Origin of the sequence: Sorangium sp. So ce1014, from assembly GCF_051521505.1 — a bacterium.
Classification (GTDB): domain Bacteria; phylum Myxococcota_A; class Polyangia; order Polyangiales; family Polyangiaceae; genus Sorangium.
This window is the reverse complement of sequence record NZ_CP150356.1, coordinates 4,737,751-4,758,542: the sequence shown is the minus strand read 5'-3', so window position 1 is coordinate 4,758,542 and position 20,792 is coordinate 4,737,751. Positions and strand designations below refer to the sequence as shown.

The window sequence follows — 20,792 nt, the reverse complement described above, 5'->3', positions numbered from 1 at the left end:
ACCATGTTCAGCAAGATCAAAAACCTCTATTTCGCTCCCCTCATTTTCCTGGTCGGGACCATCGTGTGGTGCGGGTCGCGCCCTGATGCGGCGGTGCTTGTCCCCGAGGGCGAGGTTTACCTCTACTGTCCCGGGTATGAGAACGATCTACCGAAATTCGTTGACGCGTTGATGGAAGGCGCGGTTCTGCCCGACAAGCTCACGCCTTGCCTCCCTCTCGACGTCAACAAAAGCCTGAAAACGAACATCGTCGACGGGAAGACGGACCGGGCGATCCGTCAGCTCGACGCGTTCGGCTGGCAGATGTTCATCGCGCTGAACTGGCCGGTCGAGCAGGACGGAGGGTACCTGCGCTTCGCGCGGAGCCTCGGGGGCCCGGGCGCTCCTCGCTGGTACGGGTGGGACACGTCGGAAGATGTCTTCAACGTGAAGGGAGACGTCCCGGGGGGGCGGCACATCCTCTCGGACCGGCAGGCGGACATGCATCAACTTTGGGATCAGCGAGGCCAGCTGGTAGGCTTCGAGGTCCAGATGAACCAGGTTGCACGTGACACAATTAGAAACAACAAACTCAACACGGCGGAGGGACAGAGCGCAGTGCTCAGCCGTGTGCTCTTCCCGTGGGGTCTGGCCAACACGGATGAAAAGCGGCTGGGATCGATGGTCATCAAGCTCGCATGGAAGGCGCTGGGCGCGCAAGATCATCGGGAACGGTTCTTCCGGCGGGCGGCCGAGATGCCGGGCTCGCCGGAGCAGCGCGAGTTCGGGCTGGTGGGCATGCACATCGGGTACAAGCTGTCCTTCATCGATTCCAAGTGGGTGTGGATCACCTTCGAGCACATCGACGGCGTGGACGACGGGGGCGAGCCCGCCTGTCCGGCTCCGGCGCTGCCGCCGCTCGCGGAGCCGCTCTTCTATGACAAGCAATGCAAGCCGGAGGCCTGTCCAAAGAACGACCCTGAGAGCAAGAACCCCCACCTGGGTCCCAACCGGAAGGCCACCCAGGTCGTCCGGCGGGTCCCCATCCAGCCCGAGACAGTGGACTTCAATTGCAAGGTACGCGCGCTGCTGCACGCCCACGCGCCGCAATCGCCGGCACAGTTTTACAAGCTGATCGCCGCGCAGTCGGCCGTCAGGCGAGGGGAGAAGTGGCAGTACGTCCCATCCCACTCCCAGAACACGCTGCTCGAGACGTATCAGCAAGATTCCGAGAAAGAGGAAGAGCGCGGGTGCATGCAGTGTCACCTTCGTGCGCCGCTCAAGGCGAAGAACGAAAGCGGCGTCTTCATCGATGATCCGGGGCAGGGCGACTTCATGTACATGCTCACCCAAAGGCTTCAAATCCAGCAGTGATGCACCACCGCTATCAAGGCACCATGCACGATATTCCTGGGTATCAGACGAAGAGCGTCCTCCACGAAGGAACCCGGCTCGTCACGTACCGGGGCATCCGGAGAAGCGACGGGGCTCCTGTCCTCCTCAAGATGGCAGCGGCGGAGTACCCCTCGATGGAGGACACCGCCGGGCTCCGGCACGAGCATCGCCTGTGCAGCGGCCTCTCGCTCCCCGGCGTCCTCGCCCCCTACGCGATCGAGAATCACCAGGGCCGTCTGGTGCTCGTGCAGGAGGATTTCGGCGGCCTCCCGCTCTCCGCGTTCGCCCCCGATGCCATCGACATCGACGCGCTCCTCCGCCTGGCGATCCAGCTAGCAGGCACGCTCGGCGATCTCCACGAGCGTAGGATCGTCCACAAGGACATCCACCCGGGCAGCATCTACCTCGATCTGCGCACCGGCGCCGTGAAGCTGACCAACTTCGGGATCGCCTCGCAGCTATCGCGCGAGAACCAGAGCGCGCTCAGCCCCGCCGCCATCGAGGGGCTGCTCGCCTACGTGTCGCCGGAGCAGACGGGGCGGATGAATCGCACGATCGACTATCGCACCGACTTCTATTCGCTGGGTGTCTGCCTCTACGAGCGGCTCGTCGGCGGTCTCCCCTTCACCGCGACCGATCCAATGGAGCTCGTCCACTGCCATATCGCGAAGAAGACCGACCCGCCACACGCGGTGAGCGCTGCGCCCGCGGGCCTATCCCGGCTCGTGATGAAGCTCCTCGCCAAGACCGCGGAGGAGCGTTACCAGAGCGGGCGCGGGCTGCGCCGGGACCTCGAGCGCTGCCTCGATCAGTGGACGAGCGAGGGTCGGATCGCGCCGTTCGAGCTCGGGCGCGACGACGCCGCGTCGACGCTCCAGCCCCCCCAGAAGCTCTACGGGCGCGAGGCGGAGCGGGAAACTCTCCTCGCCTCCCTCGAGCGCGCCATCGAGGGCAGCTCGGAGATGGTCCTCGTCGAGGGGTACGCCGGGATCGGCAAGTCCACGCTGGTCCACGAGATCCAGAGACCCATCGTGCAGCGGTGCGGCTATTTCATCTCCGGCAAATTCGATCAGCTCGAGCGCGAGTTACCATATTCCTCATTCATCCAGGCGTTCCAGAGCCTTGCCCGCCAGATCCTGACCGAGGACGAGGCGCGGGTCGCCCGGTGGAGAGAGCGGCTCCGCGAGGCGCTCGGCGGGATCGCCCAGGTCATCATCGACCTGATCCCCGACGTGGGGCTCGTCATGGGCCCTCAACCGCCGGTGCCCGCGGTCGGCCCCGCGGAGTCGCAGAACCGGCTGAGGCTCGCCTTCCACCAGTTCATCGAAGTTTTCGCGCAGCAGGAGCACCCGCTCGCCGTTTTTCTGGACGACCTCCAGTGGGCGGACTCGGCGTCGCTGAACCTGCTCCAGGGTCTCATGCTGGAGCGTGATACACGGCATATACTGCTGGTCGGCGCTTACCGGGATAACGAGCTCGCGGCGGAACATCCCCTGTCGCTGCTGCTGGACAAGCTTCAGAAGGCCGCAAAGCCGTTGACGCGCGTGTCGCTCCGCCCGCTCTCGCCGGCCGAGCTGACCCAGCTCCTCGCCGACACCCTTGCATGCCCGGAGGCGCGCGTCGCCCCGCTCGCGACGCTTCTCTTCGGCAAGACCGAGGGCAACCCGTTCTTCGTGCGCGAGCTCCTGCACGAGCTCCACAGCAGCGGACTTCTGGTCTTCAACCCCGAGGCTTCGGTCGAGCGGCCGGAGGAGGGCCCGTGGACGTGGCGGCTGGAGGACATCCGGACAGCGCGCATCGCGGACAACGTCGTCAACCTCATGGTCGGCAAGATTCACAAACTGCCCGTTGAGACCCAGGAGATGTTGAAGCTGGCGGCGTGCCTCGGCGATCGCTTCGACCTGAACCTTGTCGCGCTCGCGGGTGAAAGGACGCCCGGCGAGGCGGCCTCCCTGCTCTGGGAGGCGGTCGGTGAGGGACTCATCACGCCGGAAGGCAGCGCGTACCTGCTGCTCCAGGACGCCGCGCCCGAAGACATCGCCGCGCTGAAGGACGTGCCGATGCCCTACGCGTTCGTCCACGACCGCGTGCAGCAGGCCGCCTATTCCCTCCTCGACACGGGCAGGCGCGAGGAGATCCACCTCCGCGTCGGGCGACTTCTGCTGCAGCGCTACGATGCCGAGCGCAGGGAGGAGAACCTCTTCGAGATGGTCAGCCACCTGAACGCGGGCGCAGCGCACGTGGTGGATGCCAAGGAGCGACGCGAGCTCGCGGCGCTGAATCTGCTGGCCGGACGCAAGGCCAAGGCGTCGAGCGCGTACGAAGCGGCGCTACGGTTTCTGGCCGCGGGGACCGCGCTGCTCGGCGAGGGCGCCTGGGACACCGATTACGATCAGATGTTCGCGCTAGCGCTCCAGCACGGCGAGTGCGAGTACCTGACCGCGCGCCTCGCGGAGGCGGGAGAGCGCTTCGTCACGCTCCAGGAGCGCGCCCGAACTCGCATGGATCGGGTCACCCTCCACACGACGCACATGACGCTCCTCCTGCACCTCGGGCAGCTGGACAAGGCCATCGACGCCGGGCTCACCGCGCTCCGGCTGCTCGGCCTCGCGCTACCCGCCGAGCCGAGCGCGGCCCAGGTGGGGCTGGAGCTCGTGAAGGTGCAATGGGGCCTCGCCGGGAAGAGCGTCGAGAGCCTCGCGGCGCTGCCGGATCGCATGACCCCCGAGATCCGGGCGGGGATGCGTCTGCTCATGAACCTCTGGTTTCCCACGTACCTGCGGAAACGCGAGAAGCTGGTGGCCCTCTTGATGCTCAAGATCGTCCAGCTCTCGCTGCTCCACGGCAACACCTCGACGTCGTCCTTCGGCTACGCGTTCTACGGCGTGCTCCAGAGCTCGATGTTCCGCCGGCCGCGCGCCGGGGCTGAGCTCGGGAGGCTCGCCCTGGAGCTCACCCGGCGCTTCGACGACCCCCCGGTGACGAGCAAGACGCTGTTCATCATCGCCTGCTTTCTGATACATTTCACGACGCACCCGCGGGCGGGCGTCGAGTACTTTGAGCAGGGGCTCAAGTACAGCCTGGAGGCGGGGGATCTCATCCAGGCCGGCTTCTGCGCGAGCTCGCGGCTCCCGCTCGTGGCCCTGCTCGGGACGCCCCTGCCCGAGGTGGCGGCCGAGACGCGGCGCTACCTCGACTTCGCGTCGCGCATCGGCGCCCCGCCGGTGATCCGGGTCGGCAAGGCAGTGCAGCGCTGGGCGTCCCTCCTCCGAGACGCCGCGCCGGCCGCCGTGAGCGACGCAGATTTCATGTGGGATCAGACGCCGGAGATCCCGGGGCCGGACACCTTCCACGTGCTGCATTTGCAGTCCGCCTACCTGCTCGATCGCCACGACCTGGCGATCGAGATCGCCGAGAAGATCCAGAAGGAATATCCGCATTGGCTCGAGCCGAGCATGTATATCACCGCATACCACGCGTTCTTTCACGCGCTCGCGGTAGTGGCGGTCTATCCCACCGCCCCTGCTAGCAAGAAGAAGGGTTACGGCGGGGTCCTGAGGCGGGGCCGGAGCACGCTCAAGCGCTGGGCCGAAAGCAGCCCCCAGACGTCGTCGTTCAAGTACGCGCTGCTCGAGGCGGAGGCGGCTCGCCTCGAGGGCCACGAGGCGCGCGCCGTGCTGCTCTACGACCAGTCCATCGCGCAGGCGCAGGAGCATGGATTCGTGCAGTACGCCGCGCTGGCGAACGAGTGCGCGGCCCGGTTCTACCGCGCCCGCGGGCAGCTCCGCGTCGCCCAGGGCTACGCGGAGGAGGCTCGCTATCTCTATCTCTCTTGGGGGGCGATGAGGAAGGTCGCGCTCCTCGACGAGCGATACCGCGACGTGCTCAGCCGGTCGGGCCCGAGAGGCGCGGCAGAGCCACCCCCCGAGCGGCTCGAGCTCCCGCATTCTGTGCGCCTGGATCTCACCTCGGTCATCAAGGCCGCCCAGGTCCTGTCCAGCGCGCTCGTGCTGAGCGACCTGCTCCGGCAGGTCATGCAGATCGTGATCGAAAATGCCGGCGCGCAGCGGGGATATCTCATCCTGGCCGACGGCGAGCGGCTCTTCATCGAGGCCGCGGGCGCGACGGACCAGGCTCACGTCGTCGTCCTCCAATCCATGCCGGTCGACAGCTGTCCGGACATCGCACAGTCGGTGGTCCACTATGTTCACCGCACCAGGCGGGACGTCGTCCTCGACAATGCGTCGGAGGAGGGCCTGTTCACCCACGATCCCTACGTGCTCCGGCAGCGGTCAAAATCGATCCTGTGCACCCCGCTGGGCCTGCACGGGCCGCTCGGCCTGCTCTACATCGAGAACAACCTGACGAACGGCGCCTTCACACCGAAGCGGATCGAAGTGCTGCGCCTGCTCTCGTCGCAGATCGCAATCTCGATCGAGAACGCTCGCCTCTACGCCAACCTGGAGCAGAAGGTCTCGCAGCGGACGGAAGAGCTGCGGCAGAATAACGTCGACCTGGAAGACACGCTGAAGCACCTTCGCGCCGCGCAGGCGCAGCTCGTTCATCAGGAGAAGCTTGCCGCCCTCGGGAAGCTCACCGCCGGGATCGCGCACGAGATCAGGAATCCGCTCAACTTCATCAACAACTTCAGCGTGCTCGGCAATGATCTGTGCGACGAGCTGATCGACGCCGCCGCCGATCCCGATCTCCGCGTCGCCGCGGTGTGCGATACCTTGAGCGACCTGCGCACGAGCACGCAGAAGATCCTCGAGCACGGCAGGCGGGCCGACGGCATCGTGCGTTCGATGCTCGAGCTCTCGCGTGTGCGCACCGGCGAGCGGCAGCCGGCGGAGCTCAATACGCTGATCGAAGAGTACGTCAAGCTCGCGCTTCCCAGCCTCCGCGACAAGGGCGACGAGCCCGAGGTCCAGCTGCTCCGCGACTACGACCCGTCGATCGGAGCAGTCGAGCTGATCGCGCCGGAGATCGGACAGGTCATGTTGAACCTGCTGAGCAACGCCCTGTACGCGGTCCGCGAGAGGCGAGCCGCCGAGCGGCGCTCCTATTCGCCCAGGGTGACCGTACGCACGCGCTCCGTGGGGGATCTCGTGGAGATCTGCGTGGAGGACAACGGGCCAGGGATCCCGCACGGCATCCGCGACAAGCTCTTCGAGCCGTTCTTCACGACGAAGCCTTCCGGACAAGGGACCGGCCTCGGCCTGTCGCTCTCGTACGATATCGTCGTGCAAGGCCACCGCGGGCAGATGACGGTGGAGAGCGAGGAAGGTCATTCCACCACCTTCCGCGTCTTGCTTCCGCGCGCCCGCGCGCACGATGAAGCGGCTCGCGAGCTTCGCTAGCGCCGATTCAATCACGATGGACTACGAGGACGCGAATCCGTGGAAAGATCTCGCGAGCTCGGTGATAGACATGATTCTATATTCCTGCGTGGACGCACTGTGCGACACCTACATCTGATTACGTTAAGTCGCGTTGAGCCCCGCGTCGCCCTGTCGCGGCCGGCGTGATGCCAGTTGACGCGATATGGGCGCGGGCGTAGGCAATGCTCGTGTGAAGGAGCGAACAGTCGGCGGGAGGTACGCGCTGGGGCGCGAGATCGGCCGCGGCGGCATGGGGGTCGTCTGGGAGGCCTTCGATCAGCTGCTTCGCCGGCCGGTGGCGACCAAGCTGATGATGCCCGAGAACGTCGTCTCCTTCGAGGCACGACGTAATTTCGAGCAAGAGGCGATGACGGTCGCCCGGCTCCGGAACGAGCACATCGTCCAGGTCTACGATTACGGGATCGACGAGGGTTCGCCGTACATCGTCATGGAGTTGCTCGAAGGGGAGGACCTCGAGAGCAGGCTTGGTCGCGCGTGTCAGCTTCCGGCGACGGCCGTGCTGTCGTTGCTCAGGCAGATCAGCTCGGGCCTCGAGGCCGCGAGCCTGGCAGGCATCGTCCACTGCGATCTCAAGCCGGCGAACATCTTCCTCGCCCGGGGCGCGTCCGGCGAAACCGTGAAGATCCTCGATTTCGGGGTGGGATGGCGGCTGTTCGAGGAGCACGATTGGCCGCGCGCGCGCCTCGGAACCCCGGCGTACATGAGCCCGGAGCAGGTCCGCGGCGCGGTCCCCCACCCCCTGACCGACCTCTGGTCGCTAGGCGTCATCGTTTACCGCGCGCTCACCGGTCGCTTTCCGTTCTCTCACGAGAAGCTGCCGGAGCTCTTGATCAGTATTTGCACTGACCCGTTCCCGCCGCTGTCGTCGCTCAACGCCGCCCTGCTCCCCGGCTTCGATCGATTCTTCGAGCGCGCCCTGGCGAAGGACCGGACCCGGAGATTCCAATCGGCCCGCGAGCTCTGCGCAGCGTTCGCCGCGGTATGCGGCGCGGGCAGCAAGCTCGCCAAGATCCTCGTCGTCGATGACGAGCCCGACATCCAGCTCCTGCTGGAGCTGCATTTCCGCCGAAGCCAGAGCGGCGCCGCCTACGAGCTCATCTTTGCCGACAACGGCCAGCTCGCGCTCGACGAGCTCCGGCGACACCAGGACATCGACGTCATCGTCACGGACCTCAACATGCCAGTCATGGACGGGCTCACCCTGCTCGAGCACATCCCCGAGGTGAACCCGCTCGCGAGGACGGTCATCGTGTCCGCGTACGGCGATATGATCAATATACGTCGCGCCATGAACCGGGGCGCATTCGATTTCCTCTGCAAGCCGATCGACCTCGATGACCTGGAGACGACCCTCGAGAAGTCCCTCCGCGCCGTGGAGCAGCAGCGACAGAAGGCCCAGGCGAACGAGGAGAACGACCTCCTGCGGAAGTTCACGAACGCGGCCCTGGTCGAGCGGCTCCGGGCGCTCGGGCCCGCGGGCGCGGCCGCGAGCGAGGCGCTGGACGCAACCGTCGTATTCATCGACGTCTTCCGGTTCACCCGCGTCGCGAAGGAGAGTCCGCCCGCCGAGGCCACGCGGCTGCTCAACGCCAATTTCGAGGTGATCGTCCCGGAGCTCCTGGCGCAGGGCGGCGTCGTGGACAAGTTTGTCGGCGACGCCGCGATGGCCGTGTTCCACGGGCCGGATCACCTCGAGCGGGCGCTCAGGGCCTCGATGGCCGTGCGCGGGCAGATCGAGACGATGGCTCAGCGCACGGGCAAGGACTCGCCTTACGCTCACGGCGTGTGCACAGGAGTCTCGACGGGGAGCGTCCTCGCGGCGGAGGTCGGCTCGCATGCGTGCGCGCGGCTCGGCTACACGGTGCTCGGCGAGGCCGTGAACGCCGCGTCACACCTGTCGCGTGCAGCGCTGTCCGGAGAGATCCTCGTCGATGAGGCGGTATGTCGTGCCGCCCGGAAGGGTTTCACGTTCGAGGACGCCGGCGCGCGGAGCATCTGGCCCAGGGCGGAGCCAACGACGGTGTACAGGGTGCTGGAGCGCGGGGCGGCGCGGCCCCTGCTCGGCGACGAGCCGACGGCCGTGGTGGCCATGGAGCCCACGCGGGCAAACCCCCGCGCCGCCGATTACGCCCCAGGCGACGAGGAAATCGCGGAGCAACGCGACGCTCCTCCGCACGTGCCGCGCGCTCGGATGGACGAGGTGCATGGTGCCCGCGCGCCAGGACCACTCGGGCAGCACCTGGACGAGGCGCCCGCTCGTCAGCTCGGGCGCGGCGGGGAGCCGCGGTAGCGGGCCGATGGCGTACGGGGCGCGACCGATGCCGACCGCGACGAGGCGATGGCCACGATCACCGTGCGCTCGATCTCGGCGTCACGCTGCGCGGGCCGGGGGCGGCGCGAGGATCAACGGGCGGCCCGAGTACGTGAAGGCCGCGTGCGACGCGTCGCTGGAGCGCCCGGGAACGCTCACTGCCCCCCTCCCAGCCGCCCCGGCGGCGGCATCTCCAGCGCCGGCGGGGGCTCGCCTGCCGGCCTGTGCTGCCAGTCGGGGTCGATCCAGAGCCATTTGATGAGCTGCGTGTTCCGCGCGTTGGGGATGTACCCCCTCACCCACGGCTTCACCAGGGTCGACTTCTCCTCGAAGTAGAGCGGGATCCTGAACATCCCGTCGAGCGCCCGCCGCTCGGCCGTCCGGAAGAGCCGGATGCTCTCCCTCGGATCGGCCATCGCGGCCGCCTTGCGGATCGTCTCGTCGAACTCCGCATCTGCCCAGCCGCTCCGGTTCTGGGGGCTGTACGACAGGAACGTCCCGAGCCACGTCTGCGGATGGTTGTAGTCGGCGTACCAGGCCAGCCGGATCACCTGGAAGTTGCCGTCGCGGAGGTTCTTGAGCATCACCCGCCACTCCTCGTTCCGCAGCGTCACGGAGACCCCGAGGTGGCGCTTCCACATGTCCTGGATGGCCACGGCGACCTGCCCGTGCCCCTCGCCCGTGTTGTGGAGCACCTCGAGCGGCGGAAACCCCTTCGCGCGGAGCGTGTCCCCCTCGCGGACGACCTCGTATCCGGCCTCGGCGAGCAACGCACGGGCGCGCGCGGGGTCGTGGCTGACCTCGGGGCTCGAGAACGGATCTGCGCCGCGCGCCCTGTCCTCCGCCACCTGCTCGGCGTAGCCGGATCCGGTGATGTCGGGCACGTAGTGGGTCGCGGGCTTCCCCATCCGCGTGATCTTCTCGACCAGCTCGCGCTTGTCGATCGCGAGGTTCAGCGCCCACCGCACGCGCGGGTCGTCGAGCGGCGGCTTCCTCGTGTTGAGCTCGTAGTACACGGTCGAGAGGTAGTCGATCCGCCGGAGGTCCTTCTTCCCGGACAGCCAGCCGAGGTGGTCGTACGGGAGCTCGGAGTTGTCGCCCAGATAATCGAGGTCCCCTGCCTTGTAGAGCTGCAGGGTGGCGTTGTACTGGGCGATCTCCATCCAGACGATCCGGTGGATCCTGAGCGCGTCATGGGCCCAGTACGCCGGGTTCCGCTTCATCGTGATCTCGTACCGGAACTTCCACTCATCGAGCTGGTAGGGCCCGTTGACCACGATGTTCTCGGCGCGGAACCAGAGCTCCGGCTCGCCGCGCGCCTCGAACGGCTCGATGACGTCGCGGCGCACCGGGAGCAGCGTGACGAAGCTCGTGAGATCGGTGAAGTAGGGCGTGGGCTGCTCGAGCTCCACGTCGAGCGTGAGGTCGTCCCGGGCCCGCACGCCCACGGCGGCGTCGTCTTCGACGAGCGCCGATGCCGCGACGAACCCGGCCGCCTCGGCGGGAAGCGGCGCCACCCGCGGCGCGGCGGGGTCGTACGTGGGGAGGGCCGCGTGGGGCGCGACAAGGGCGTACTCGGCGGACGCGGCCGGCGCGAGCAGGCAGCCCGGGAGATAGCCGCGGCCCTGCGGCCCCTGGAGCTCGAACCAGCGGTCGGCCGCGCCGTTGCAGGCGACCGGCGGGCCGGCCGCGAGGAGGGCGACCTCGGCGTCCCGCCACCCGCCGCCGGGGACCGCGTCGAGCGGCGCGGGCACCGGGGCCGCGCCGGCCGCGTCGAACGAGAGCCGCTCGCCGGCGCCGGTCTCCTCGTCGGGCTCGGCGTACGTCACCGAGGCCACCCCGGGAGGCGGCGCCGCGAGGGGCGGCACCCCCGATGCCACCCGGGCGGGCGACTGACCGAGCACGACGACGAACGCCCCCTTGGGGAGCTCGATCGCCGGCGGCGCGTCGGGCCGCGGCGCGGTGCGCAGCAGGGTGGCCTCGCGCAGCGCCTTGAGCTTGCCCAGGTTGAAGAGCTCGCCGTTCTTGAGAATGTGCAGGTTCGCGGCGGCGAGCGAGGCGGTGGAGGGGCGCAGCACGCGCTTCCACGCGTACTCGAAGTCGTGCGCCGTCACCGGCTTGCCGTCCGACCAGCGCGCCTCGGGCCGCAGGTGGAACCGGAAGATCCGGTTGTCGTCGCTCTGCTCCCAGCGCGTCGCCGCCCCCTGCACGGGATGGAGATCGCCGGCAGCGTAGGTGGTCAGCCCCTCGAACAGCTGCTGGAGCAGCGTGATGCTCACGGAGTCGACGGCCTTGCCGGGATCGAGGTACTCCGGCTCGTCGCCGTTGTTGACGTAGAAGGTCGCGACGTCCTTGCCGGTGCGCGCCGTCGTCCCGACGTACCCATCGCCCTCGCCCGTGCACGCCGCGAGCGCGAGCAGCGCACCGAGGAGGGCGACGCGCGGGCGCAGTGGCTCGTGGGTGAGAGCGAACGGCGTCATCGCGGCTCCTGGGTCCCGGGCTTCATGAGAGAATGAAGCGCAAAGTCACAGAGGACACAGAGGGAAGAAGAGAAGAGAGATGAAAGAATCTCCTTCTCTCGCCTCTGTGCCCGCTGTGCCTCTCTGTGGTTCAAAATCCTCCCATCACGGGATCAGGAACACGCCCGGGAGATGCCGCGTCAGTCGGCGAACCCCTTCGGGTTCTGCTCCTGCCAGCGCCAGCTGTCGCGGCACATGGTCTCGAGATCGCGCTCCGCGCGCCAGCCGAGGAGCTCCACCGCGCGCGCCGGATCCGCGTACACGGAGCCGACGTCCCCGGGGCGCCGGGCGACGATCTCGTGGGGGACCCGCTTCCCGCTGACCTTCTCGAACGCGGCCACCACCTCGAGCACGGAGTATCCGCGCCCGGTGCCGAGGTTGACGGTGAAGCTGTCGCCGACGGTGAAGATGCGCTTCAGCGCGGCGAGGTGCCCGAGCGCGAGGTCGACCACGTGGATGTAGTCGCGCACGCCCGTGCCGTCCGGCGTCGGCCAGTCGCCGCCGAACACCTGGAGCTTGTCGCGCCGCCCCACGAGCACCTGCGTGATGAACGGCGTCAGGTTGTTCGGAATGCCGTTCGGGTCCTCGCCGATAAGCCCGCTCGCATGCGCGCCGACCGGGTTGAAGTAGCGCAGGGACGAGAGCGACCAGCCCCCGGTGGCCGCGACGTCGCGCAGGATGTGCTCCACCATGAACTTGGATTGCCCGTAGGGGTTGGTCGGCCCGAGGCGGCACGCCTCGTCCAGCGGCACGCGCTCCGGATCGCCGTAGACCGTGGCCGACGAGCTGAACACGAGCTTCCGCGCGCCCCGGGCGTCGAGCGCCTTGAGCAAGCACACGGTCCCGGCGACGTTGTTCTCGTAGTACGACAGCGGCTTCGCGACCGACTCGCCGACCGCCTTGAGCCCCGCGAAGTGGATCGTCGCGTCGATGGGATGCTCGGCGAGCAACCGATCGAGCCCCGCGGCGTCACGGATGTCGCCCTCGACGAACGTCACCTGCTTGCCGGCGATCCGCTCCACGCGCTCGACGGCCGCCTTGCGGCTGTTGCAGAGGTTGTCGAGGATGACCACTCGGTAGCCCGCGTGGAGGAGCTCCACGCAGGTATGCGAGCCGATGTAACCCGCGCCTCCGGTGACCAGGATCGTCTTGCTCATGTCGTTCTCCCGAGAGGGTCCATGCTGCTCTCCCCTGGATGAGGCCATGGCCCAGGCCAGCACGTCAACGGGCACGTCCCCTCACCCCCCGCGGCCGCTCGGCCGCGCGAAGGCGTCGCGCCGCGCGTCCGAGCGGCCGCGCGGCGCGGCTGTCGGACGGCGACGGAGATCGTGGTGGACGGGAATCGGCTGTCAGGGCGCCGCCGGCCCACCCAGCGTCGGGCCGAGCCGGCCCGGCGCCGGGAACTCGAGCTGGGGAAACGCGATCTCGTTCGACGGGTTGTCGCGCCAGCGCGGGTCGATCCAGAGCCACTTCACGAGCTGCACGCTCCGCGCGTTGCCCTTGAACCCCTTGACCCATGGCTTCACAAGCGTCGACTTCGTGTAGAAATACAGCGGCAGCTTGGGCATGCGGTCGACGGCCCGCTTCTCCGCCCTGCGGAACACCTGGATGCTCTCCTTCCGACCGGGCGTCGCCGCGGCGGTGCGCATCAGGTCGTCGAACTCCTTGTCGGCCCAGCCCGTCCGGTTCTGCGGGCTGTAGGAGAGCAGCGTGCCGAGCCACGTCGCCGGGTGGTTGTACTCGCCGATCCAGCCGAACCGCACGACCTGGAAGTTGCCGTCGCGCACGTTCTTGAGCATCACCTTCCACTCCTCGTTCCGCAGCGTGGCGGAGACGCCGAGGTGACGCTTCCACATGTCCTGGACAGCGACGGCGATCTGCTTGTGCCCCTCGCTCGTGTTGTAGAGGATCTCCAGGGCCGGGAAGTTCTTCGCCCGGTATCCGTCGCCCTCCCGGACGACCTCGTAGCCCGCCTCGGTGAGCTTCGCGCGGGCGCGCTCCGGGTTGAACAGGACGTCCGGCGACGAGAACGGGTCGACCCCGAGCCTCCTGTCCTCGGCGAGCGCCTCGTCGTAGCCCGAGCCCGTGTAGTCCGGGACGTAGTGCGTGGCCGGCGTCTGCCCGCCCCGCGTGATCTTCTCGACGATCTGCTGCTTGTCGACCGCGAGGTTGAGCGCCCAGCGGACGCGGACGTCGTCGACCGGCGGCTTCCTCGTGTTGAACTCGAGCCAGTACGTGGAGAGGTAGGGGAACCGCTTGAAATCCTTCTTTGTCGACAGCCAGTCCAGGTGCTCGGCGGGGAGCGAGGAGTTGTCGCCTCCGTAATCGAGATCTCCCGCCTTGTAGATGTTCATCGCGGCGTTGTACTGCTCGATCTCCAGCCAGACGACGCGGTGGATCTTCAGCTTGTCGCGGTTCCAGTACATCGGATTCCGCTTCATCGTGATCTCGTAACGGAACTTCCACTCATCGAGCGTGTAGGGGCCGTTGACCACGATGTTCTCGGGGCGGAACCAGAGCTCGGGCTCGCCGCGCTGGGCGAACGCCTCGATCACGTCCTTGCGCACGGGGAAGAGCGTCACGTAGCTCGTGAGATCGGTGAAGTACGGCGTGGGCTGCTCCAGCTGCACGTCGAGCGTGAGGTCGTCCCGGGCGCGGACGCCGACGGCGCCGTCGTCCTCGACGAGGAGCGCGTCGGGCACGAACCCCACCGGGAGCTCGCCCTGCGCGGCCGCGGGGGCCGCCGCGGCGTCGTACGTGGGGAGGTCCGCGTGCGGCGCGACGACCGCGTACGTCTCGCGGGGCGCGGCGCCCGCGCCGTCCTTGCCCGCGGCGGGGGGGACGAGCAGGCAGCCCGGGAGGAAGCCGCGCGCGCCGCCCCGCTCGACCTCGAACCAGCGATCGGCGGCGCCGTTGCACTGGCACGGCGGGCCCGCGCGGACGATGTCGACAACAGCGCCCTGCCAGCCGCCGCCGGACGCGGGGCCGAGCGGCGCGGCGCCGCCGGCGGCAGCGTCGAACACGAGCCGGTCTCCGGGGCCGGCCTTCGCGTCGCCCTTCGTGAACGTCACCGCGGCGGCGCCCTCCGGCAGCGCCGCGAGCGGCGCGATCGCGGTGTCGACCTGGATCGGCGAGCGCGCCAGCACCACGACGAACGACCCCTTGGGGAGCTCGATCGCGGACGGCGCGTCGGGCCGGGCGGCCACGCGGAGCGGCGCGGCCTCGCGCAGCGCCTTGAGCTTGCCGTGGTTGAACAGCTCGCCGTTCTTCACGATATAGAGGTTCGTGGCGGCGAGCGAGGCGGTGGAGGGGCGCAGCACGCGCTTCCACGCGTACTCGAAGTCGTGCGCCGTCACCGGCTTGCCGTCCGACCAGCGCGCCTCGGGCCGCAGGTGGAACCGATAGATCCGGTTATCGTCGCTCTGCTCCCAGCGCGTCGCCACCCCCTGGACCGGACGGAGGTCGCCGGCGCCGTAGGTGGTCAGCCCCTCGAACAGCTGCTGGATCAGCGTGGAGCTCGCCGAGTCGTTCGACTTTCCGGGGTCGACGTACTCGGGCTCCGTGCCGTTGTTGATGTAGATCGTCGCCTCGTCCTTGCCGACGCGCGCGATCGTCCCGGCGTACCCGCCTTCGCCCTCGCTGCACGCCGCGAGCGCGAGGCACGCGAGAGCGAGCGCCGCGAGGGCGCCCCGCGCCGCGCGACCGGCGCTCCCGCCACCCCCCTCGCCGCCGGCACCTCGTCGCTCCGGAGCCCGTCGCATGCCGCGGGAGTAGCACGGCGCCCGGGGGGCAGGAAGGCAGCGGCTGCCTGGTCCGGGCGCGTCGCAGGTGATGCGTGGCCTCGCCGCGAGGCGGCTGCACGGCCCGGCGGACTTCGCTACGGCCGCACGGAGATCCAGGACGTCCGTGCGCTCACCGGCGCCAGAGCGCCCGCAGGTCGAACGAGAGCTGGCGATGGTGCTTGATGGCGAGCAGATGAATGCGCTCGCCGCTGAGCGCATAGAGCAGCAGATAATCGCCGGCGATGTACTCCCGCAGCGACGAATCGGGGCCGAGACGGCGCTGGAGCGCCTGGATCCGCGCCTCGACCTCGGCCGATTGCGGCGCTCGCGCCAGGAAGTCGAACCCGATCTGAGGAGAGCTCTCCAGGCTCGGGATCACGTCGTCGAAGACAAGATCCAGCAGATCGCCGAAAGCGGAGGCGAGCTCCGCCTCCTCCAGAAACCGCCGAATTTCGTCCAGGTTGCGCTCGAAGTTCTCGGTGACCCGAACGGCGGCGCGACGGCTCATCGGCCGTGCTTTTCGCGGAGCTCCTCGACGCTCAGCGTTCGCCCTGCCTCGAGATCGTCGAGGCCCCGCTCCGCCTCATCCAGCAGCGTGAGGTGGACGTGCTCCCGCTCGAGGCGATGGTAGTGATCGAGCCTGCGCGCGTCGACGAGGGCGATGTAGCTTTCCCCGTTCCGCGTGAGGATCTTCTCGTGGCCCGCGCGAACCTCGTCTGCGAGCTCCGTGAGCCGGGCCTCCGCCTGGCTCAGCGGTACGATGTCTTCGGGAGAAATCGCCATGCGGTGCCCCTGTCGCATCGAGTTGAACGGATCTGGTAACGGATCCCCCGGGTCGTCGCAACCCGGCGGGGCAGTCGACCTCATCGAGCCGCGATACTACCGCAGCCAGCCCGCGGTCTTCGTGTAAGGTCGCGCGCCCGTCATGCTGCACGCCCGCGTGGTCGCCTCGTCGCGCGCTCTCTCGGTCTGCTCGGCGCTCGTCCTCGGGCTCCTCGCCGTCGGCTGCGGCGGCGCGGGCCCCCCGGGCACGGCGCCCCCACCGGCGTCGCGCTGCGATCCGGCGCACCTCGACGCGTGCGAGCGCGCCCTCGCCGCGGCCCTCGCCGAAGGCCGCGCGCCGCGCGAGCTCGCCCTGGGCTACGTCGAGGCCCGCGCCGCCCGGGACGCCGGCGACCCGTGGGCGCTCCTGCTCCGCGATCTCGACCGCCGCGGCGGAGCGACGCCGCGCGTCGCGGTCATCGTCGAGGCAGGCGCGGAGGCCGCCGGCAAGGCGCAGCGCGGGGGCGCGGCGGACGCGACGTGGATCCGCGCCGCGCCGCTGCCAGCCCCCGGCGCGCTGGGCGCCGACGCGCTGCTCCTCGCGATCGGCGAGGCCCTCGGGGTCGAGCACCTCGTCCACGCGCGCGCTCGCGGCGGCGGCGCGGTCCAGCTCTTCCCGAGCGACCCGCTGGCGCCGTTCATGGCCGGCGTCGCGCCGATCGCGCGCGGCGACGCGGCGCTCGCGCGCGTCGCGGACGACATCGCGCTCGCGGCGCTCGTGCGCCGCGCCTTCGGCGCCGCCGGCGGCTTCCGCTACGTCGAGGCCGCGCGCGCGGCCGACGCCCTCGCCGCCGCGCTGAAGGGGCGCGACCCGAACGACGAGCCGGTGCTGCGCGGCCGGTACGCGCTCCAGCTGCTCGGGACGGCCGGCGTCGCGCTCGAGGACGCCGGCGACGCGACCGGCGCCGCCGGCGCGCCCGCGGCCCCCCGGCTGGATCCTCCGCCCGCGCCGGGCGACACGCCCTACGGCGACCTCCTCCGCGTGCGCACGGCCCGGGACAGCCGCGCGGCGTGGCGCGCCCGCGGCGCGGCGGTGCTGCGGGCCGTGCCGGCGGACCGGCGCGCCGCGCTCGACGACCTGCTCGGGAAGGCCCCGGGCTGCGGCCGGGACGTCGCCCCGCCCATGGCAGGCGCGCGCGACCTCGTGTTCGCCGCGGCGCTCGCCGGCGCCCTCGCCCCGAGCGACGCCGCGGCTGCGCCCGCTGCATCGGCTGCGCCCGCTGCATCGGCCGCGCCCGCCGCCGGGAGCGCCGCGGCGGAGGCGCCGGGCAGACGGCTGCCGCTCGACGCGTGGCTGCCGCGCTACGAGGCGCTCGTCCGCGCCGTCGATCAGACGAGCACCGCGTGGGCGCACGCGCCGAGCCTGCTCTACGAGCGCGGCCCCGCGCCCGCCGCGGGCCAGGCGGGCAGCGCCGTCCACCGGCGCGTCACCGAGCTCGGCCTCGCGCACCTCGCCGCGCTGCGCGCGCTCGCCGAGGCCGAGCCGCGCCGCTACCGCGCGCTCGCGCAGATCCCCCTCGCCTACAGCCCCGGGGTGCTCGCCGACGAGCGCCTCCGCGACGCCATCGTCGACCTCACGCAGGTCGCCGTGCAGCGCCGCATGGCCGACGCGCGCGATCCGGAGGCGGTCCTCGGCGCGGCGCTCGCCGGCGTCTTCGCGGGCATGTCGTACCCGCCCGAGGTGCAGCCCGCGCACTTCCTGGCCCTCCAGGGCGCCCTCACCGCCAAGCTGCGCGGCGACCTCACCGCGCAGACCGGCTGGGGCGTCGCCGGCCTCTACGCCGCCGACGCGCTGTACAAGCTCCTCTCGGATCGGTCGCCCGATCTCGCGTTCTCGTCGGCGCAGATCGAGCGCGCGCTCTCGCCCGCGCCGGCGCTCCCCTACCCCGGCCTCGCGGCGCTCGCCGCGAGCCTCTCGCGCTACGCCGCGCTCGACGCCGCCGGCGCGCTGGATCCGCGGGCGATCGACGCGGCCCGGCTCCCTCCCGAGCGCCGCGCGGCGCGCGACGCGCTCCGGCGCGCCGTCGCGGGGCTCGCGGCGCGCGACGCCGGCGCCGGCGCGGCGGGCGACGTGGAAGCGCCGCCGCCCGGCCTCGTCGAGGACGTCACCGCGCTCGCCGACGGCGTCATCGCCGTGCTGCTCACCGAGCGCTCGCGCAAGCCGCCCCCGGCCACGGACGCCTGCCCCGCCGCGGGGCGCGGGCCGAGCCCCGAGGCGCGCCGCGCGCTCGCGCGGCTCGGCGACGTCCGCGGCCGGATCCTGCTCGCGCCGCGGTACAGGCAGGGCGACGGCGCGTGGGTGCGCCGGGCGCGGCTCCTCGTGACGCTCCTCTCCGACGCGCTCGATCTGCTCGCCGCGCCCAGCGCCGGCGCGGCTCGCGCGGCGAGCCGATCGAGCGCCGGCGCATCGGAGCCCCGCGTGCGCTTCACCGTCCCGACCGCGGACGCCGAGGCCGCCGTCGCCGCGGGCCTCTCCAGCTGGGGCGACAGCGGCCTCCCGGACGCGCTCACCGGCGGCTACGCCCTCGCCCGCGCGCTCCTCTCCTCCGCCACCGCGGAGCGCTTCGCAGAGCAGAGCGGCGCCCCGATCGGCCGGGTGCTCCGCGGGCTCGCCGCGGCGTTCCGCGAGGACACGGCGCAGACCGGCGCCGGGCAGGGCCCGGGCGGCGGCGCCCTCCTCGACGCGCTCGCGTCGCTGCCCGCCTCCCGGACGGAGGGCGACCTCCTGGGCCTCTTCGTCGGCTACGCCCGGGCGCTCTCGGCGCTCGGGCTGCGCGATCAGGCGGACCTCGGGCTGCTCACCTCGCTCCTCGGCGCGGCCGTGGTGGGCAGGCCGCCGTCGCCGGAGGCCGTCGCGCTCGCGAGCGAGAGCGGCAGCCGGGTCGCGTGGGTGCTCTCGTACCTGAGCGAGATCGCGGAGGCCCGGCGCGGCGTCGTCCCGGACCCGTCGGCCTACGCGGACGCGATGCGCAAGGCGTCGGACGACGCCTGCCAGACGGCCGACGCGGGCGACGTGCTCGCGATCATGGGCGCCGTGCGCGACTTCGCCGGCGGCCGGCGCGCCGAGGCGCGCGACGCGCTCGACAGCGTCCTCGCGGCCGCCGACGAGCGCGGCCTGCGCGTGCCGCGCATGACCTACCGCTACCAGGAGATGACCGCGACCCGCGTCTTCTCGCTCAGCTTTGACGTCTCGTACGGCGGCGGGCTCCTCGAGAGGTCGACGAGCTTCCAGCTCGGCCTCGGCCTCCGCACCCGCGGCGAGCCCTCGGGCGCCCTCACCGCGGCGCTCGCGCCCGAGGGCTCGCCCCGCAGCGACGAGGACGCGGGGCGCGCCTACGTCGGCGCCGCGGCGCTCGCGGCCGCCTACCACTTCCTTGATGGCGACGCCGAGCGCGGCGCCGCCGCGGCGCGCCGGGCCATCGCCGCCCTCTCGTTCGGCCTCCGGCTCGGCGAGCGGGCGCTGCGCCAGGACCAGCCGCTCGCCTGGGGACAGGACGCGCGCGCGCTGCTCGCGATCGACGCCCAGCTCGCGGCCGAGGCCGGCCACCCCTTCCTGGCCGGCGACCTCTGGACGCTCGTCCGCGGCCTCTTGCCCCCGGACGCGGACGACGCCGCGGTCGCGGCGCTGCTCGATCCGCTCCCGGCGGGGCTCGCCGCCGCTCCGGGCATCCAGCCGCTCGTCGCGAGGACCGCGCGCTCGCTCGCCGTGGTCGCCGGCCCGCTCGCGTGCACCGGGGCGAGGGTCGAGCTCGGCGGCTATGAAGCGCCCGACTGCGACGCCTACCCGCTCGCGCTGTCGCTGCGCATCGCGGACGTGCTCGGCAAGCTCCCGCACCTCCGGCGCGCGGGCAGCGCGGCGGCGTGCCCCGCCCTGCGCAGCCTCGACGGCTTCCTCACGGCCGCGGAGCGGGGGACGTACGATCCCGACGCGTTCACGGCCGCCGTGGAGGCGCTGCGCCGGAGCGGCCGGCTCTACGACGCCGGCGTGATGCTGGCGCGGCAGCGGCGCGAGGGGCACTGCGGCCCGCTCGTCCTCGCCGCCGCGCGCGCGCTCGGCCGCGCGCCCTCCCTCGGCCCGGCGCTGCGCGCCGACCTGCTCAGCGTCGCGGTGAGCTGCGCGGCCGCGGCGCTCGACGGGAGCGTCGTCGACGACGTGCTGGCGCTCGACGGCGAGACGCGCGCCCTCCCGGACCTCGGCCGCAACCTGAGCGTCGTGCTCTTCGCGACGGAGCTCGCCGTGCGCGCGGAGCGCTGGGACGTCCTCGCGAAGCTCGCGAAGCAACCCGAATTCGTCGACCGGTGGAGGGGGGACAACGCCGAGGCGGCGGCGACCGCGCACCTCATCGAGGCGGCCGCGGCCGTGCTCGCCGGCGAGCCGCCGCCGCGCGACGCGCGCGACCCCGGCGCGCACGCGAGGCTCTGCGGCGAGCCTCCGCCCGGCGCCCGCGCCGCGACGTGCGCCGACATCCAGCGCCTGCGCGCTGGCGCCGTGCCCGAGGCGCAGCGCCGGCAGCGCGCGAAGGAGGCGCTGGAGCGGCTGCTCGCCGCCGCGCGCGGGCAGGCCGCCCCGTAGCCGCCTGCC

General features: G+C 71.0%; 9 protein-coding genes. 4 read left to right on the top strand and 5 right to left on the bottom strand.

Going from position 1 to position 20,792, the window contains the following annotated elements; genetic code table 11:
- Nucleotides 1-3: 3 nt before the first annotated feature.
- The 3 genes from WME75_RS18075 to WME75_RS18065 all read left to right on the top strand — a co-directional run bounded on the left by WME75_RS18075 (nucleotide 4) and on the right by WME75_RS18065 (nucleotide 9,066).
- Nucleotides 4-1,353 (top strand): hypothetical protein, encoded by a 1,350-nt coding sequence (locus WME75_RS18075; RefSeq protein WP_437492425.1) that lies wholly within the window; start codon nucleotides 4-6, stop codon nucleotides 1,351-1,353.
- Nucleotides 1,353-6,734 carry a trifunctional serine/threonine-protein kinase/ATP-binding protein/sensor histidine kinase gene (locus tag WME75_RS18070; protein WP_437492423.1) on the top strand — a complete coding sequence of 1,794 codons (5,382 nt, stop codon included), beginning with the start codon at nucleotides 1,353-1,355 and terminating at the stop codon, nucleotides 6,732-6,734. The genes WME75_RS18075 and WME75_RS18070 overlap by 1 nt, the downstream gene beginning before the upstream one ends.
- Before the next feature lie 211 nt (nucleotides 6,735-6,945).
- Nucleotides 6,946-9,066: a protein kinase domain-containing protein gene (locus WME75_RS18065; RefSeq protein ID WP_437492421.1), complete on the top strand. Its 2,121-nt coding sequence runs from the start codon at nucleotides 6,946-6,948 to the stop codon at nucleotides 9,064-9,066.
- 176 nt (nucleotides 9,067-9,242) lie between these two features.
- Here WME75_RS18065 and WME75_RS18060 read toward each other — a convergent pair whose 3' ends face one another.
- The 5 genes from WME75_RS18060 to WME75_RS18040 all read right to left on the bottom strand — a co-directional run bounded on the left by WME75_RS18060 (nucleotide 9,243) and on the right by WME75_RS18040 (nucleotide 16,171).
- Nucleotides 9,243-11,567: a peptide ABC transporter substrate-binding protein gene (locus tag WME75_RS18060; protein WP_437492419.1), complete on the bottom strand. Its 2,325-nt coding sequence runs from the start codon at nucleotides 11,565-11,567 to the stop codon at nucleotides 9,243-9,245.
- A gap of 179 nt (nucleotides 11,568-11,746) precedes the next feature.
- On the bottom strand, nucleotides 11,747-12,763 hold the full coding sequence (gene galE / locus WME75_RS18055) for a UDP-glucose 4-epimerase GalE (protein ID WP_437492417.1): 1,017 nt from the start codon (nucleotides 12,761-12,763) through the stop codon (nucleotides 11,747-11,749).
- A gap of 192 nt (nucleotides 12,764-12,955) precedes the next feature.
- The gene (locus WME75_RS18050; protein ID WP_437492415.1) at nucleotides 12,956-15,367 is read right to left on the bottom strand and encodes a peptide ABC transporter substrate-binding protein; all 2,412 of its coding nucleotides are present in this window, start codon (nucleotides 15,365-15,367) and stop codon (nucleotides 12,956-12,958) included.
- A gap of 151 nt (nucleotides 15,368-15,518) precedes the next feature.
- The gene (locus tag WME75_RS18045; RefSeq protein ID WP_437492414.1) at nucleotides 15,519-15,896 is read right to left on the bottom strand and encodes a type II toxin-antitoxin system RelE/ParE family toxin; all 378 of its coding nucleotides are present in this window, start codon (nucleotides 15,894-15,896) and stop codon (nucleotides 15,519-15,521) included.
- On the bottom strand, nucleotides 15,893-16,171 hold the full coding sequence (locus WME75_RS18040) for a type II toxin-antitoxin system prevent-host-death family antitoxin (RefSeq protein WP_437492412.1): 279 nt from the start codon (nucleotides 16,169-16,171) through the stop codon (nucleotides 15,893-15,895). The genes WME75_RS18045 and WME75_RS18040 overlap by 4 nt, the downstream gene beginning before the upstream one ends.
- Before the next feature lie 142 nt (nucleotides 16,172-16,313).
- Between WME75_RS18040 and WME75_RS18035 the strand changes: the two genes are divergently transcribed.
- Nucleotides 16,314-20,783: a hypothetical protein gene (locus WME75_RS18035; protein ID WP_437492410.1), complete on the top strand. Its 4,470-nt coding sequence runs from the start codon at nucleotides 16,314-16,316 to the stop codon at nucleotides 20,781-20,783.
- The last annotated feature ends 9 nt before the right edge of the window (nucleotides 20,784-20,792 follow it).